The sequence below is a fragment of the Nocardia sp. CC227C genome, assembly GCF_030767025.1.
In the GTDB taxonomy this organism is placed as follows: domain Bacteria; phylum Actinomycetota; class Actinomycetes; order Mycobacteriales; family Mycobacteriaceae; genus Nocardia.
The window spans coordinates 43,178-58,736 of sequence record NZ_JASITE010000021.1; the positions used below are offsets into that span (position 1 = coordinate 43,178).

Annotated in this window: 18 protein-coding genes; 12 read left to right on the plus strand and 6 right to left on the minus strand. The window is 69.3% G+C overall.

Translation table 11 applies throughout. The features are described 5' to 3' along the window. Positions 1-134: 134 nt before the first annotated feature. Positions 135-398, plus strand: coding sequence for a helix-turn-helix domain-containing protein (locus QMO76_RS31045; protein ID WP_306364915.1), 264 nt, complete (start codon positions 135-137; stop codon positions 396-398). On the opposite strand, the gene QMO76_RS31050 is transcribed toward QMO76_RS31045, so the two are convergent. Both QMO76_RS31050 and QMO76_RS31055 read right to left on the minus strand, forming a co-directional pair. Beyond that, a complete protein-coding gene (locus tag QMO76_RS31050; protein WP_306364916.1) occupies positions 395-931 on the minus strand; it encodes a DM13 domain-containing protein in 537 nt (178 codons plus the stop codon). The two genes, QMO76_RS31045 and QMO76_RS31050, sit on opposite strands and share 4 nt — an antisense overlap. Before the next feature lie 140 nt (positions 932-1,071). Next, a complete protein-coding gene (locus QMO76_RS31055) occupies positions 1,072-1,623 on the minus strand; it encodes a hypothetical protein (protein ID WP_306364917.1) in 552 nt (183 codons plus the stop codon). Positions 1,624-1,859: 236 nt separating this feature from the next. Between QMO76_RS31055 and QMO76_RS31060 the strand changes: the two genes are divergently transcribed. The 4 genes from QMO76_RS31060 to QMO76_RS31075 all read left to right on the plus strand — a co-directional run bounded on the left by QMO76_RS31060 (position 1,860) and on the right by QMO76_RS31075 (position 4,193). After that, positions 1,860-2,009, plus strand: coding sequence for a hypothetical protein (locus tag QMO76_RS31060; protein WP_306364918.1), 150 nt, complete (start codon positions 1,860-1,862; stop codon positions 2,007-2,009). A gap of 34 nt (positions 2,010-2,043) precedes the next feature. Beyond that, a complete protein-coding gene (locus QMO76_RS31065; protein WP_306364919.1) occupies positions 2,044-2,502 on the plus strand; it encodes a MerR family transcriptional regulator in 459 nt (152 codons plus the stop codon). 11 nt (positions 2,503-2,513) lie between these two features. Next, complete coding sequence (locus tag QMO76_RS31070; RefSeq protein WP_372342125.1) at positions 2,514-2,675, plus strand: tryptophan-rich sensory protein; 162 nt, start codon at positions 2,514-2,516, stop codon at positions 2,673-2,675. Between the two features lie 63 nt (positions 2,676-2,738). Beyond that, the gene (locus QMO76_RS31075; RefSeq protein ID WP_306364920.1) at positions 2,739-4,193 is read left to right on the plus strand and encodes an SDR family oxidoreductase; all 1,455 of its coding nucleotides are present in this window, start codon (positions 2,739-2,741) and stop codon (positions 4,191-4,193) included. A gap of 112 nt (positions 4,194-4,305) precedes the next feature. Here the strand turns inward: QMO76_RS31075 and QMO76_RS31080 are convergent, their stop codons facing one another. From QMO76_RS31080 to QMO76_RS31090, 3 genes are read right to left on the minus strand one after another with little or no spacing between them, the layout of a single operon-like run. Next, entirely contained in the window at positions 4,306-5,595 is a 1,290-nt protein-coding gene (locus QMO76_RS31080; RefSeq protein ID WP_306364921.1) for an acyl-CoA dehydrogenase family protein, read from the minus strand. Between the two features lie 10 nt (positions 5,596-5,605). Continuing rightward, positions 5,606-6,238, minus strand: coding sequence for a TetR/AcrR family transcriptional regulator (locus QMO76_RS31085; RefSeq protein ID WP_306364922.1), 633 nt, complete (start codon positions 6,236-6,238; stop codon positions 5,606-5,608). Next, positions 6,235-6,981, minus strand: coding sequence for an SDR family NAD(P)-dependent oxidoreductase (locus QMO76_RS31090; RefSeq protein WP_306364923.1), 747 nt, complete (start codon positions 6,979-6,981; stop codon positions 6,235-6,237). Before QMO76_RS31090 ends, QMO76_RS31085 begins: the two co-directional genes overlap by 4 nt. A 182-nt stretch (positions 6,982-7,163) precedes the next feature. Between QMO76_RS31090 and QMO76_RS31095 the strand changes: the two genes are divergently transcribed. From QMO76_RS31095 to QMO76_RS31105, 3 genes are all read left to right on the plus strand, one after another. After that, positions 7,164-9,377: a malate synthase G gene (locus QMO76_RS31095; protein WP_306364924.1), complete on the plus strand. Its 2,214-nt coding sequence runs from the start codon at positions 7,164-7,166 to the stop codon at positions 9,375-9,377. 378 nt (positions 9,378-9,755) lie between these two features. Then, positions 9,756-10,412 (plus strand): ECF RNA polymerase sigma factor SigK, encoded by a 657-nt coding sequence (gene sigK, locus QMO76_RS31100; protein WP_306364925.1) that lies wholly within the window; start codon positions 9,756-9,758, stop codon positions 10,410-10,412. Next, entirely contained in the window at positions 10,405-11,124 is a 720-nt protein-coding gene (locus QMO76_RS31105; RefSeq protein WP_306364926.1) for an anti-sigma factor, read from the plus strand. The genes sigK and QMO76_RS31105 overlap by 8 nt, the downstream gene beginning before the upstream one ends. 194 nt (positions 11,125-11,318) lie before the next feature. On the opposite strand, the gene QMO76_RS31110 is transcribed toward QMO76_RS31105, so the two are convergent. Further along, positions 11,319-12,332, minus strand: coding sequence for a fused (3R)-hydroxyacyl-ACP dehydratase subunits HadA/HadB (locus tag QMO76_RS31110; RefSeq protein ID WP_306364927.1), 1,014 nt, complete (start codon positions 12,330-12,332; stop codon positions 11,319-11,321). A gap of 289 nt (positions 12,333-12,621) precedes the next feature. Between QMO76_RS31110 and QMO76_RS31115 the strand changes: the two genes are divergently transcribed. The 4 genes from QMO76_RS31115 to QMO76_RS31130 all read left to right on the plus strand — a co-directional run bounded on the left by QMO76_RS31115 (position 12,622) and on the right by QMO76_RS31130 (position 15,524). Beyond that, positions 12,622-12,768 carry a hypothetical protein gene (locus QMO76_RS31115; RefSeq protein WP_306364928.1) on the plus strand — a complete coding sequence of 49 codons (147 nt, stop codon included), beginning with the start codon at positions 12,622-12,624 and terminating at the stop codon, positions 12,766-12,768. Between the two features lie 52 nt (positions 12,769-12,820). After that, positions 12,821-13,366 (plus strand): HNH endonuclease, encoded by a 546-nt coding sequence (locus QMO76_RS31120; RefSeq protein ID WP_306364929.1) that lies wholly within the window; start codon positions 12,821-12,823, stop codon positions 13,364-13,366. A 33-nt stretch (positions 13,367-13,399) separates the two neighbouring features. After that, positions 13,400-13,666, plus strand: coding sequence for a WhiB family transcriptional regulator (locus tag QMO76_RS31125; protein ID WP_306364930.1), 267 nt, complete (start codon positions 13,400-13,402; stop codon positions 13,664-13,666). Between the two features lie 181 nt (positions 13,667-13,847). Beyond that, on the plus strand, positions 13,848-15,524 hold the full coding sequence (locus tag QMO76_RS31130) for a substrate-binding domain-containing protein (RefSeq protein ID WP_306364931.1): 1,677 nt from the start codon (positions 13,848-13,850) through the stop codon (positions 15,522-15,524). Positions 15,525-15,559: the final 35 nt, after the last annotated feature.

A 15,559-nucleotide genomic window follows, 5' to 3' on the forward strand; every position in this document is an offset into this window, starting at 1 on the left:
GAAGTTCGTCAACGCCCGGGCGGGCAATCCCAGTTCTCGGTGGCCGCGCGGCTGCCGCGCCGCGCCACGACCCGCTGCGCGCCCTGCTCGACGACATCCTCGCCGATCCCGCCGCCGACCATTCCCTGCCCGCCATGGCCGCCCGCGCCGCCCTCAGCATCCGCCACCTCACCCGGCTGTTCCGCGAACACCTCGACACCACCCCCGCCGCCTTCGTGGAGTCGGTGCGCCTGGAGGCGGCGCAGAGTCTGCTGGAATCGGGTGAATCCGTGGCCCGCACCGCCCACCGCTGCGGCCTGGGCAGCGAGGAATCGCTGCGCCGCGCGTTCCTGCGCCGGCTGGGCGTCACCCCGTCGGCCTACCGCGCCCGCTTCCGCACGGCCCTGCACCGCGCCTAAGCGCCGCGCAGCTCCGCCGCGCCGAAGGACACATCGAACCGGTCGCACCAGATCGACACGCTGCGCAGCGTGGACAGGTCGGCGTCGGCGGGAATCTCGTAGTTCTGACTGCCCTTGTTGCCCTTGAGCTTTCCGAGACTGACGAAGGCGCCGTCGTCGAAGACGCCCCACCCGTCGCGGCCGGGCAGCACCGGGGCGTCGCTGAGCCAGACGAACAGGGCCGGTCCGTCCGAGGTGTCGAGGTCCTCCAACCGCAGTACGCGCTGACCGCCACCGACGTCGAGCACCCGCAGCGTCCCGGTGGTGGCGTGCTCGTGGGAGATGAACTCACCGGTGTAGAGCGTGCGCGGCGCGGCGGGTGTCGCCCCCGGGGTGACCGGAGCGTCCACCGTGGGCGCGGCCTCCACGACCGTCGTGTTGGTGAACAGCCGCCAGGGCTGGAACAGCGCCAGCCCGATACCGAGCGCGATCACCAAGACCGCCGCCACCGCCCAGGTGATCGGCGATCGGCCGATTCTGCGTACCGACACCATGTCACAACCTCCGTTTTCCCCGTTCGCGCATTCGCTGCCTCGATTCAACCGCGTCGGCACGGCCGCAGCGTCACCCCGAAGCAGTTCGTCACACCTTCGTCATACCTCGGTGCGGGCCGCGCCCGTCCCGATAGAAACGCTTACGTAGCTACGCTAAAGTATCTACGTCTCGAAGACGTTCCCCCCGAAAGGATTCCGGCCATGGCCGGATCGAGGAAATGCCAGAAGTATTCCGGATCCTGCGTCACCGGACTCAGCGAAAGCCCGACGAATTTCATTTCCGGGTCGAGTTCCCGCAGTCGTTCCACCACCGCGTCGTAGAGGCGGGTGTACATCTGCGGTGACAACCGGTGACCGATGTCGGGTTCGCAGAGCACCTCCCAGTAGGCGAAGCGGTGCCGCCGCCCGGAGTCGTGGTGTACCCCGAACTGGTCGGTGAACCCGCCGGCCAGATACCAGCGGCCGATGCGCTCGAAGTGCTGGGCGACCTCGGTGAGGGTGGGATCGCGAAATTCGTTGACCTGCTCGTAATCCCAATGTATCGCCGCCGGATCATCGTGGAGCGCGACGGGTTGCGTGGTGTGGAACATCCAGGTGGGGATGGTGGCGAAATTCGCCACCACGGGCCTTCCCGCAGTGGCCACCAGGCAGTCGTCCATGAACGAGATCGGTTCCTTCGCGCCGGATGTCATGAATCCCGAACCCGATATCCCGCACGACTACTGGACACTCGGCGGCGCAGTGATCGCCTACCTGTGGTCGCGGCTGACCGAACTCGGCATCGATATCGTCGGCGTGGCCGAATTCATCGACTATCCGGGCATGATCGCGGGAACCTGTCTTCGAACCGGCGGGCGGCCGCTTCACCAGCACGGTCCTGCATCATTACGCGGCGCTCGGGCGCATCGATCCGCGGCGGCTGACACCCGTGGTCATCGACATCGGCGAGGCACTGGTGCTCGAGATCGCCTTCGATTCCGGCACCCGCCCCGACGAGCGGACCCTCACCGATATCGTCGACCAGGCCATCCTGCCCGCCGTGGGCGTCACCGCGCCCAGCGCTCCGGAGGGGACTTGACTTCAGGTGGGCCTGAAGTCGCATGCTGTTCGGTGTGACCGCCTCCTCGACCATCGGTGATCTGGCCGCGCGCTTCGGCTTGGCCACCCATGTGCTGCGGCATTGGGAGGATCTGGGACTGCTTGCGCCGGAGCGGGATTCGGCTGGTCGACGGCGGTATCGGGAGGTCGACGCCGAGACGGTCACCATGATTCTGCTGGGCAAGGAGATCGGGTTGTCGCTCGCCGACATCCGGGCGCTGTTCACCGAGGCGCCGGATCGGGAGTCGCGGCGGGCGCTGTTGCGCGCGCATCGTGATCGGCTGGCCGAGCGGTTGGCGCGCACGCGCGCCGCGCTGGATTCGCTCGATCACGCCCTCGAATGCGGTACCGAGGACTTCCGCACCTGCCCGAAATTCCGCGCGCAGGTGGCGGCGGCCCTCACCCTCACGTCCGGGTCGCCGGATCGGTCGCGGCATCGCAATGCACACGCGGAGAGTGGATTACGGCGGTGAGAACCAGGTAGGTGGCCTTCGCGGAGATTCTCGTGCTGCTGGCCGCCCTCGTCGCCACCATCGCGCTGTTCGCGCGCCGCCGTCGCTGGGCCGCCGGATTGCTCGTACCCTGTCTGCTGTGGACCGTCTTCGCGGCGGCGCTGGATCTCGCCGTCCGGCAGCTGAACACCTGACGGCGCACACCTGAGCGGGACAACCGAGCGTACGGGGTACGACCGACCGGAAGAGGTGAGCGCGTGCGTTGTGTGATCTTCGGGGCGACCGGCTACATCGGCGGCCGACTGGTGCCGGAACTGCTGCGCCGCGGCCATACCGTGCGGGTGCTGGTCCGCAGTCCGGAGAAGCTCGCCGAGGTGCCCTGGCGCGACCGGGTGGAGGTGCGCACCGGCGACGTCACCGATCCCGAGGCGGTGGACAGCGCGCTCGCGGATCAGGACGTCCTCTACTACCTCATCCACTCGCTGAACCGCACCGACTTCGAGGAGGTGGACCGGCGCGCCGCCGAACTCGCCGCCGCCGGTGCCGGGCGCGCCGGGCTGCGGCGCATCGTCTATCTCGGCGGCATCACCCCCGACGGCCAGCGGCTGTCGCGGCATCTGCGCTCCCGCGCCGAGGTGGGGGATATCCTGCTGGCCGGGCCGACGCCCACCCTGGTGCTGCGCGCCGGGGTGATCATCGGATCGGGTTCGGCCAGCTTCGAGATGCTGCGGTATCTGACCGAGCGGCTGCCGGTCATGGTCACCCCGCGCTGGGCGCGCAATCGCATCCAGCCGATCGCGGTCCGCGACGTCCTGCACTATCTGGTGGCGGCCGCCGAGCTGCCGGACACGGTGTCGGGCGCTTTCGATATCGGCGGGCCCGATGTGCTGACCTACGTGGACATGATGCACGGCTACGCCGCCGTCGCCGGACTCGCCCGCCGGGTGATCGTGCCGGTGCCGGTGCTGACCCCCTGGCTGTCGGCGCAGTGGGTGAACCTGGTGACCCCGGTCCCCCGCTCCATCGCCGTGCCGCTGATGGAATCGCTGATCAACGACGTGGTGTGCCGCGACGCCGCCGTCGACGACCACATTCCCCCGCCGCCGGAGGGGCCGACCGGCTATCGCCGCGCGGTCGAGCTGGCGCTGGCCCGCATCAAGGATCTCGACGTGCCCACCCGCTGGTCGGACGCGGGTGCGCCCTCCGATCCGCTGCCCACCGATCCGGACTGGTCCGGCGGCACCGTCTACACGGATGTGCGCGAACTGGCCACCACCGCCGACCCCGACCGGCTCTGGGCGGTGATCGAGGCGATCGGCGGGGAGAACGGGTGGTACTCGTTTCCCCTGGCGTGGTCGCTGCGCGGCTGGATCGACCGGCTCGCCGGCGGCGTGGGGCTGCGGCGCGGCCGCCGCGACCCACACCGCCTGCGCCCCGGCGAGGCCCTGGACTGGTGGCGCGTCGAGCACATCGAGCGGCCGCACCTGCTGCGCCTGCGCGCCGAGATGCGGGTGCCCGGACGCGCCTGGCTGGAACTGTCCGTCGAACCCGGGGCCGGGGGCGGCGCCGTGTACCGGCAACGCGCCGTCTTCGAACCGCACGGGTTCGCCGGACAGCTGTACTGGAAGTCCATCGCACCGTTCCACGCCGTGATCTTCGGCGGCATGGCCCGCAATATCACCGGGACCGCCGAACGCGCACCGGTGGCCTGACCGGCCCCGCCGACGAGAACCCCTATCGGCCAGCGGTTCCACTGGCCAAGGAGATGTCGACGAGATCCGGTCGACGGGATTCGGTCAGCGAGATCCGATCAGCGGAATCCGGTCACAGGTTTCCGACCGTGTGCTCGAGCCGCTGGGCGACCAGCTCCCGCGCTTTCTCACGCAGCGCCGGACGGTAGCCGCTCGGGTACACCGGATCGCCGGGCTCGTAGGTCTTCAGGATCTCCTTGGCCAGGGTGATCTTGTGCACCTCGGTGGGACCGTCCGCGATCGCCATGACCTGGGCGTAGTTCATCATGTCCACGAACGGCAGATCGGTGCTGACGCCGATGGCCCCGTGCAGGTGCATGGCGCGCTGGGCGATGTCGTGCATGACCTTCGGCATGGCCACCTTGATGGCGGCGATATCGTGGCGAACCTTGCGGTAGTCCTGTTCGGAGTCGATCCGCCAGGCGGTGCGCAGCACCAGCAGCCGGAACTGCTCCATCTCGATCCACGCTTCGGCGATCTTCTCCTGCGTCATCTGCATGCCGCCGAGCACGCCCTTGCGCATGGGCCGGGAGACGGCGCGCTCGCACATCATGTCGAAGGCCTTGCGCACCATGGCGACCGTGCGCATGGCGTGGTGCACGCGACCGCCGCCCAAGCGGGTCTGGGCCACGATGAAGCCGAGACCCTCCTCGCCGAGCAGTGCGTCGGCGGGCACGCGCACATCGGTGAAGCGCAGGTGTCCCTCGTTCTCGCTGAAGCCGGGGACGGTGAAGTTCTTCACGATCTCCAGACCGGGGGCGTCGGCGGGGACGATGAACATGGACAGCCGCCGGTGCGGTTCGGCGTCCGGATCGGTGACCGCCATGACGATGTGGAAGGTGGCGAATTCGGCGGCGGAGTTGAACCACTTCTCGCCGTTGATGACCCAGTCGTCGCCGTCGCGCACCGCACGGGTCTTGAAGGCCGTGGGATCGGAGCCGCCGGTGGGCTCGGTCATCACATAGCAGGAGCCGATCTCACCGTCGAGCAGCGGTCGCAGGTACCGGGCCTGCTGCTCGGGCGTGCCGAAGTGGGCGAGGATCTCGGCATTGCCGGAATCCGGTGCCTGACAGCCGAATACCAGCGGAGCCCACTTGGAGGTGCCGATGACCTCGTTGAGCAGGGCCAGTTTGAGCTGGCCGTAGCCGGGGCCGCCGAGTTCGGGGCCGAGGTGGCAGGCCCACAGGCCCTGCTCCTTCACCTTCTCCTGCAACGGTTTCATCAGCGCCCGGATCTCGGGGTTGGCGCGGTCGTAGGGTTCCGGGTAGAGCAGGTCGAGCGGCTCGACCTCGTTCCGCACGAAATCGGCCACCCAGTCCAGCTTCCGCTGGTACTCCGGGTCGGTCTCGAAATCCCAAGCCATGGTCAGCCTTTCACTTGTTCGCGGCCGGTGCCGCGACACCGTCGAGGATGGTGGTGATGAGAATGTCGGCGATCTCGTCGGGGGTGCGCGCGCCGTCGGGGCGATACCAGCGGCTGACCATGTTCAGCATGGCCACCACGCTGTTGGTGACGACGTGATCGTTGGTGCCCAGCGCTCCGGCGCGGTGGCCCTCGTCGAAGACGCGCTGCCAGCAGCCCTGAATGGCCTCGCGCAGCCGCTGGAGGTCGGCCTCGCGTTCGGCGGTGAGCGCCCCGGCGTCGCGCAGGGCGATGGTCACCTCGTGCTGGTGCTCGATGATCAGGCGCACGTGGTCGCGAATCAGGGTGCGCAGCTTGTCGACCGGCGCGGCGTCACGCTCGGCGACGGCCGCGGCGGCGTCCAGCATGAGCTGGGTGTAGGTGCGCCGGATCTGGAAGAGCAGTTCCTCCTTGGAGCCGATGTGGTAGTACAGCGCGCCGCGCTGGATCCCGGCCCGGTCGCCGATCTCGCCGACCCCGGTGGCATGGAATCCCTTCTCCGCGAACAGCTCCACGGCCGCGCGCATGATCCGCTCCCGGGTCTCCCCCGGGCTCGCCTCCGAGGCGGGGGGTCGTCCGCGCCGCCGCGCCGGCGCCGCGGTCATCGCCAGCCGCCGTCGAGGGACAAGGTCGCCCCGGTGCAGAACGCGGAGGCGTCGGAGGCGAAGAACAGTGCGGCCCCGACGATATCGCCCGGGACGCCGATCCGCCCGAGCGCGTTGTGCTGGGCGAGATGGTCGCGCATCTCCTGCGGCCACGCCTTGGCGATATCGGTGTCGAAGGCCCCGCAGCGAATGGTGTTGACCCGCACCGCCGGGCCGTAGGTCTGCGCCAGCCCGCCGGTGAGTGCCTCCAGTCCGGCCTTGGCCGCCGCGTAGGGCACCGCGAGGGGTTCGGGTTTCGCGGCCTCGATGGAGGAGATGTTGATGATCGAGCCGCCGCCCGCGGCCGCCATGCGCGGACCGATGAGCGCGGACAGCCGGAACGCACCCTTGAGGTTGGTGGCGATCACCTTGTCGAACATGGCCTCGGTGACCTGGTCCAGGCTCGGGTACAGCAGGGACATGCCCGCGTTGTTGACCAGCACGTCGACCGCGCCGAATTCCGCGTACACGGTGTCGACCAGAGTGTCGGACTGTTCCCAGACGCCGACATTGCAGGCCACCGGCAGTGCCCGCACGCCGTATTTCGCGCGGATCTCGGCGGCCAGGGTCTCGCACGCGTCGAGTTTGCGGCTGGCGATCACCACGTGGGCTCCGGCATCGGCGAAGGCGTGCACCATCTCCCGGCCCAGCCCGCGGCTGCCGCCGGTGACCACGGCGACCTTGTCCGACAAGGGCTTTCCCATACACCCACACCTTCGCGTCCGCGAACAACAGAAATGTTCTGCCCAGTACATTAAATGTACCGGCCGATACAATCAAGACCGGTGACACATCCGGAAGTGCGGGCCGCCGCCGCCCACCACATACCCGCGAGTAACATGACGGGCGTACTTTTTCCACCCGGCTTCTCGAAATGAGGCATTAGATGACAGAGCGGATTCAGGTCGGCGGGCTCCAGGTTGCCAAGGTGCTCCACGATTTCGTGGAGAACGAGGCCCTTCCCGGCACCGGCGTAGATTCCGCCGCGTTCTGGTCGGGTGCCGAGGCCGTCATCAACGACCTCGCTCCCCGTAACCGTGCTCTGCTCGCGGAACGCGACGACATCCAGGCCAAGATCGACGAGTGGCACCGTGCCGCAGCGTCTGATTCGCGGCCCGCCACGGCCGGCACCGGCTACGACAAGGCCGCCTACAAGCAGTTCCTCACCGAGATCGGCTACCTGCGTCCCGAACCGGCCGATTTCCGGATCGGCACCGAGAACGTGGACGCCGAAATCGCCACCACCGCGGGCCCGCAGCTCGTGGTGCCGGTGAGCAACGCCCGCTTCGCCATCAACGCCGCCAACGCGCGCTGGGGCTCGCTGTACGACGCCCTGTACGGCACCGACGCCATCTCCGAGGAGAACGGCGCGGAGAAGGGCACCGGCTACAACAAAGTCCGCGGTGACAAGGTCATCGAATGGGCCCGCAACTTCCTCGACGACGCGGTGCCGCTGATCACCGGCTCGCACGTCGGCTCCACCAAGTACTCCATCACCGACGGCGAACTCGTCGTGGGCCTCGAGGACGGCACCGACATCGGCCTGGCCGATGCCGACGCCCTGGTCGGCTACCTGGGTGATCCGGCCGCCCCGACCTCGGTGCTGCTCAAGCACAACGGCCTGCACATCGAGATCCAGATCGATCCGTCCTCGCCGATCGGCTCCACCGACACCGCCGGTGTCAAGGACGTGGTGCTCGAGTCCGCGATCACCACCATCATGGACTTCGAGGACTCCGTGGCCGCGGTGGACGCCGAGGACAAGGTGCTCTGCTACCACAACTGGCTGGGCCTGATGAAGGGCGACCTGGCCGAAGAGGTCAGCAAGGGCGGCAAGACCTTCACCCGCACCATGAACCCCGACCGCGTCTACACCGCGCTCGACGGTTCCGAACTGGTGCTGCACGGCCGCTCGCTGCTATTCGTCCGCAATGTCGGCCACCTCATGACCTCCGACGCCATCCTCGACGCCGAGGGCAACGAGGTCCCCGAGGGCATCATGGACGGCCTGCTCACCGTGCTCATCGCCAAGCACGCCCTGAACGGCGACACCAAGCTGAAGAACACCCGCACCGGCTCCGTCTACATCGTGAAACCGAAGATGCACGGTCCCGACGAGGTCGCCTTCACCAACGAGCTGTTCGGCCGGATCGAGGAGGTGGTGGGCCTGCCCGCCAACACCCTCAAGGTCGGCATCATGGACGAGGAGCGTCGCACCACCGTCAACCTGAAGGCGTGTATCCACGCCGCCAAGGACCGCGTGGTCTTCATCAACACCGGTTTCCTGGACCGCACCGGCGACGAGATCCACACCTCCATGGAGGCCGGGCCGATGGTCCGCAAGGCCGAGATGAAGGGCCAGCAGTGGATCCTGTCCTACGAGGACTTCAACGTCGACACCGGTATCGCCGCCGGTCTGCCCGGTAAGGCGCAGATCGGGAAGGGCATGTGGGCCATGCCGGACCTGATGGCCGACATGCTGGTCCAGAAGGTCGGCCACCCCAAGGCCGGTGCGAACACCGCGTGGGTGCCCTCGCCGACCGCCGCCACCCTGCACGCCACCCACTACCACCTGGTGGACGTGTTCAAACGCCAAGCAGAGATCGCCAAGGGCGGCCCGCGCGCCAGCGTCGACGAGATCCTCGAGATCCCCCTCGCCACCGACACCAACTGGTCGGCCGAGGAAAAACAGCAGGAACTCGACAACAACTCCCAGGGCATCCTCGGCTACGTCGTGCGCTGGATCGACCAGGGCGTCGGCTGCTCCAAGGTGCCCGACATCTCCGATGTCGGCCTCATGGAGGACCGCGCCACCCTGCGCATCTCCTCCCAGCTGATGGCCAACTGGCTGCGCCACGGCGTCGTGACCGAGGACGAGGTCATCGCCTCCCTCGAGCGCATGGCCCCGGTCGTCGACCGCCAGAACGCCGGTGACCCGGGCTACCGCCCGATGGCCCCCGACTTCGCCTCCAGCATCGCCTTCCAGGCCGCCAAGGAACTCGTGCTCGAGGGCACCAAGCAGCCCAACGGCTACACCGAGCCCATCCTGCACCGCCGCCGCCGCGAGGCCAAGGAGTACAACGCCAAGTTCTGCGCGTAGACGCGGACCGTGCGCACGAATACCCCGGTCGATCGAGATCGACCGGGGGGATTCGTGTCTCCGGAATGGGTAGGCTGCGCGGCGTCAGTCGTTCCCCAGCAGAGGAAAGATCCATGGGCAGTACCGTTCTCGATGTCGTCAATCTGATCATCGCCCGCGTGAACGCGGCGTGGTGGTGGGCCTCCAGCGGATCCTCCGGCCCGATGCCGCTCTAGGCCGTTCCCGGACCACTCGAACGGCCGTGACCGTGCGGTCGTCAGAGCCGATCGATTCGCCGGGCAGCCGCGGCGCGCGAGAATACGCGGCGTGCCGCGGCACCGGCCGCTAGGCTGCGAGGTACCCGTACCGGCGAGCTATCCGACCAGGAAGACACCGCATATGGCCGACGAAGGCCGCACCCTCTCCGCCGCCACCGGCGAAACCCGGGGTGAGCGGTCCGAGAGCTGTCCGGCCACCAGGCCGACGCCCGATCCGGAGCAGATGCGCCGCTTGGCGGCACTGCTGCGGGGCGTCGCAGCGGGCGATCGGGATGCCTTCACCGCCTTCTACCGTTCGACCCACGACCGCGTCTACGGTCTGGCGCTGCGGATTCTGCGCCGCCCCCCGGCCGCCGAGGAGGTCACCCAGGAGGTGTATCTGTACGTGTGGAACGCCGCCGACCAGTACGATCAGCGGCTCGCCAGTCCGATCGGCTGGCTCATGATGCTCACCCATCGGCGCGCGGTCGATCGCGCCCGACTCGAATACTCTCGCGGCCACCGCGATCTCGCCTACGGCCAGCGACATCTGGGCCGCGATCACGACATCGTCGCCGAGACGGTGGCGCAGCGCTCCGAGGAGCGCGCCGTCATCGACTGCCTCGACACCCTGACCGACATCCAGCGGGAGTCGGTGGCGCTCGCCTACTACGGCGGCCGGACCTACGCGGAGGTGGCCGATGATCTCGGCATCCCGCTGTCCACGGTCAAAACTCGCATTCGTGACGGATTGCGCCGACTGCGCAGCTGTTTGACAGGATCGGTGACCGATGCCTGACCACGCTCCCGAGACCGATCTGCTCGACCTCGCCTATCCGTACGCACTCGACGCGCTCGCCGAGCCCGAGCGTGCGGCGGTGGAGGAGCGGGTGCGCACCGCCGACCCCGCGGCGGCGGCCGCCTTCCGTGACTCCGTGCGTGAGATCCGCGAAACCCTCGCGGCGCTCACCGTGGTCGACGCGCATCCCGCGCCCGACCATGTCGAGGCATCCGTCCAGGCTGCCCTGGACCGCCAGCTGGCGGCCGCGACGCCGGTGGGCCGGACGTGGCCGATCCGGTGGCTGGCCGCAGCGGCGGTGCTGATCATCGCGATCGGCATCGGCGCGTTCGTGGCCGTCGACCGGACCCGGCAGGGCGAGGCGGGCGCGGTGACCGCCCAGCGGATCCTCGCCGAATCCGATGCGCGCGAGATACGCACCCCCGTCTCCGGCGGCGGCGATATCGTGGTCACCACCTCGGCGCGCTTGGACGCGGCGGCGGTGTCCTTCGACGCGGTGCCCGCCGCGCCCCTGCGGCACACCTATCAGCTGTGGCTCATCCCGGAAGGCGGCCAACCACTGTCGGCGGGTGTGCTCGACCCCTTGCCCGCACCGGACGATCCGACGGTGGTGCCGCTCGACGACGCCGCCCTGCTCGCCCTTTCGGTGGAGCCCGCCGGCGGCTCCCCCCAACCCACCACCGACCCGCTCGTGGCGGTCCCGCTCGACTGATCTCCCGCCTGATCGACCGGGCCGAACACTGCCTGATCGACCAGACCGACTCGCCCCACCGATCCGCCGGACCCACTCGCCCTACCGGTTCGCCCGACCGATCGACCAGACCGAACAGCCCACCGATCCCTCGGGCCGAATCGCCCCGCCGACAGCCGGGACGGGCGGACCCTCGAGTGCCGGAACGGTTCTCGTCAGGTGAGCGCTACGGTGGCGGTGGCCCCGCCGAATACGCGGCGGCCGTCGTGGGTGGCGGTGAGGGCGAGGGTGGCGGTTCGCGCCTCGGTGTCGACCTCGCTGACCCGGCCGCCGAATTCGATCTCCCCGACCGCGCCGGGCAGCACCCGCACCGGGTTGCACAGCCGCACCCGGTAGCGGCGCAGGGCGGTCGGATCGCCGGTCCAGGCGGTGAGATAGCCCGCACCCAGACTCATGGTGAGCATGCCGTGCGCGAGGACGCCGGGCCCCATACCGACGGCCTCGGCGCTGGCGGGATGCCAGTGGATCGGGTTCGGATCCCCGGCCACCCCGGCGTAGCGCACCAGATCGCCGAGGGTGAGCCGGTAGACGCGGGACGGCAGCCGGTCACCGACCGCCACCCCGGCCAGCGCGCGGCCGCCGGTCACCGGCCGCGGCGTGGGGAGGGCGGGCATGACGGCCGCGACCTCGTCGATGGCGGGCGGTTCAGCGTCGAGCAGCCCCTGGTGCAGGATGTTCTCGCCGATCGCCGCGAATCGCTCATCCGGTCCGCCGTCCGCCCGGGCCACCAGTCCGGTGGTCGCGGTCAGCACGGCGCCGCCGTGCGCGTCGACGATCTCGTTGCCCAGCACCATGAGATCCCCGCCGAACGCCTTGCGGCGCGACAGCAATCCGATGTGGCTGGTGAGCCGGTCGCCGACCAGGATGGGCCGATGGAAGTCGAAGGTCTGCTCGGTCTGCACCGTGGAGGTGAGGTCGCAGTCGGTGAGCAGCTGCCCCAGGGCCGCCTGCACCGAGCCGCCGAGCAGGGCCGCGAAGGTGGGCGGGGCGGGCAGTGCGGTACAGCCGTAGACGGCGGCGACCTCCTCGTGGAGGTGGGCCGGATGATCGTTCTGGACCGCGCGGGCGAATTCGCGCACCTGCTCGCGACCGACCTCGTAGTGGTCGCGCAGCCGGTAGGTGCGCCCGACCAGCGCGTGCGGATCGGCGAGGGTGGCATCTAGGACCACGAATTTCTCCTCCAGGACCGGAATGGGTTACCAACTAGTCGGTACCCGATCACGCACCGGATTGCTCCTGGCGCACTAATGTGATCTGCGACACAATTTGCACGGAACGCCCATGCGGCGTCCGCACCGAGTCCACGCGGGCGACCGCCGGGGTGACACAGGGAGTAGCGCTCGCCTCGTTGCCGTTCCGCAACCGGTTTCGGTGAAACAAATTCGGCCACTCCACCGTTGTAGAAGTACGGCGGGGGCCGGAAAATCCGCACGACAACGGCAGGTCCGTTGTGCCACCATGAGTTTCGACGATCAACCCGACCAAGCGGTCGGCGACACCGGGAAGGAGGAGGCGGCTTTGCATCCGGAGTACTCGCAGCACGGCGATATGGACAAGCGCGAACGGCTGGGCCGGAATATCGGCCGCCTCGCCGCGCGGGCCTGACCCGCCGCCTCCCTCATCTCGTTCCTTCCTTTCACGAAACATGGTGACACCCATGCTGTTCCGTCACGCCGACGAGCCGCCGGCGATAACCGCCGACAACTGGATACACACGGGAGTGCTGCTCCTCAACGCCTCCTACGAGGCTCTGACCGAGATCCGCGCCGAGCGCGCCGTGGTGCTGCTCATCACCGGTGCCGCCGAGCCGGTGGTGGATCGGGATCCGCACTTCCCCATTCGCTCGAAGAGCCTGGAGCTCGTACTGCCGGAGACCATCCGGCTGCTGCGTTACGTCTACCTCGAGCACAGCGTGACGGTCGCCGACGGCAGCCGGGCCACCCTGCCCGCCGTGCTGCGGCGCGACGACTACCGCTGCGGGTACTGCGCCGGATGGGCCCGCACCGTCGACCACATCCGGCCGCGCAGCCGAGGCGGCCCCAACACCTGGGACAACCTCATCGCCGCCTGCGGGCGGTGCAACGCCTACAAGGCGGACCGGACTCCCGAGGAGGCCGGCATGCGCCTGCTGTGGGAGCCCCGCGCTCCCAAGGACATGGAGAAGAAGCAGCGGCGGATCTGGAAGGAACTGGCCGCATCGTAACCGCGTGATCGGACATGAAAGGAGCGAGATCCGATGACGAAAACAGCAGTTCGGGAGCTGAGCCTGGCGGATCTGCTCCCCATCTCCGACTCGAAGGACTACTGGGCCCGCGCTGCCTGCAAGGGTGACCCCAACCACGACGCCTGGTTCCCCTACCCCTCGCAGGACTTCGACTACGCGCGAAGCATCTGCGCGGCCTGCCCCATCCGCCGCGAATGCGGCGATTTCGCCGCCCGCACCGGCCAGTCCGGCGTCTGGGGCGGCCACGAGTACGACCGCGGCACACTGATCCGCGATTGACTCACCCCGAGGCCGCCGCCGTGCCCCGCACGACGGCGGCCTCGTCGCGTACCGCCGATTCGTTTCCGGAGCCGGTTGCGGGCAAGATGGGAACCCGTGATCGCTTCGCCCGCGCCCCGGTGCCGCCGCAAACCCCGCCTGACCTGCAAGGCGAATTTCGCGTGAACATAGACTGACAATCGTGGGAACTCATCGCGCCCGAGGCCGGTCACGTGGTGTCAGCAAGGGACCGGTCATCGCTCTGGTGGCGGTGGTGGTGCTGGCGGTGGCGGTGGTCGGCTGGAGTTGGCTGGCCGAGCGGGCCGAGAATCGGGATGCGGCGGCGGCCGCCGCCTGTGCGGAGGGCACCACCACGCTGCATGTCACCGTCGATCCCGATATCGCGGACCCGGTGCGGGCGGCGGCGCAACGGTACAACGCCACCGAACCACGGGTGCGCGACCACTGCGCGCAGGTCGAGGTGACCGCGCGGGCCTCGGATGCCGTGGTCGCCGCGTTCACGGCCGACGCGCCGTGGAACCCGGAGTTGGGACCGCAGCCCGCGCTGTGGATTCCGGATTCGTCGCGGTCGGTGGCGCTGATGCGGGTGCCCGGGCTGGTGGAGGGCACGCCCGCGCCGGTCGCGGTGAGCCCGATCGCGCTGGCCGTCCCCGATCAACTCCGGCGGGCGCTGGAAGCGGCCCAGACCACCTGGGCGGATCTGCCCGGACTGCAACAGGGTTCGCTCGCCGATGTGGGGCTGGGCGGCTGGGGCGGGCTGCGCCTGGCCATGCCGCCGGGTGACGACAGCCTGGCCGCCGCGCTCGCGGTCGGGTCCGGGGTGTCGGGATCGGATCCGCTCACCGCGGAGGCCGCGGCGGCGGGCCAGGTGACCTCGGCCGTCTCGCGGCTCGCGGCGGGCGCGCCCGAGGCGTCCGATCTCGACCGGGCCTTGATGGACGCGGCGGGGGCCGCCGACCTGCCCGAGGCGACCGTGCACGCGGTCACCGCCACCGAACAGCGCATCAAGGCCGGTCGCGGCCTCACCGCCTTCCGTCCGCTGGGCGCGACCCCGGTGGCCGACTATCCGGCGGCGCTGCTCAACGGCGACTGGGTGGACCAGACCCAGAATCTGGCGGCGAGCCTGTTCGCCGATTATCTGCGCGCACCCGAACAGGCGAAGCTGTTCACCGACGACGGTTTCGGCGCGGCACCGCCCGCCGGGCCGCCGGTGCCGGAGCAGGCGGTGCTGACCCGCGTCCGGGAGGTGCTGGCGAATCCGGTGCTGGGGGTGCGCGCCACCGCGCTGGTGGACGTGTCGTCCTCGATGGCCGCCACCGAGGGGGCGGCCACCCGCCTGGCCAACACCCTCGCCGCCCTGCAATCGGTCATGAACGTGATGCCGCCCGATTTCGGGCTGGGCGTCTGGACCTTCGGCAAGAACCTGGACGGGGACCAGCCCTACCGGGTGATCTCACGGACCGGACCGCTCACCGACGCCCACCGCGGCGAACTGGTGCGGGAACTGTCCGATATCTCGGCGACCAGCACCCGGCCCGACCGCGCCTATCCCACCCTGGAAGCCGCCTACCGGGACGCCGTCGCGAACTACGAGACGGGACAGACCAATTCGATCCTGCTCGTCACCGACGGCCCCGACGACGACTCCCCCGTCACCGGCGACCAACTGCTGGCGAGTATCGCCGCCCTCGCCGATCCGGCCCGCCCGGTGCGCATCGACGTCATCGCGATCGGCGGACAGGACCAGCAGACGCTGCGCACCCTCACCGAGCAAACCGCCGGCACCTACACCTCGGTGCCCACCACCGACGAACTCGCCTTCGGCAGCGCCATGAATCAGGCCCTGACCACACCTTGACCACACCCCTTCGGCATGTCGCAGCACACTGTCGG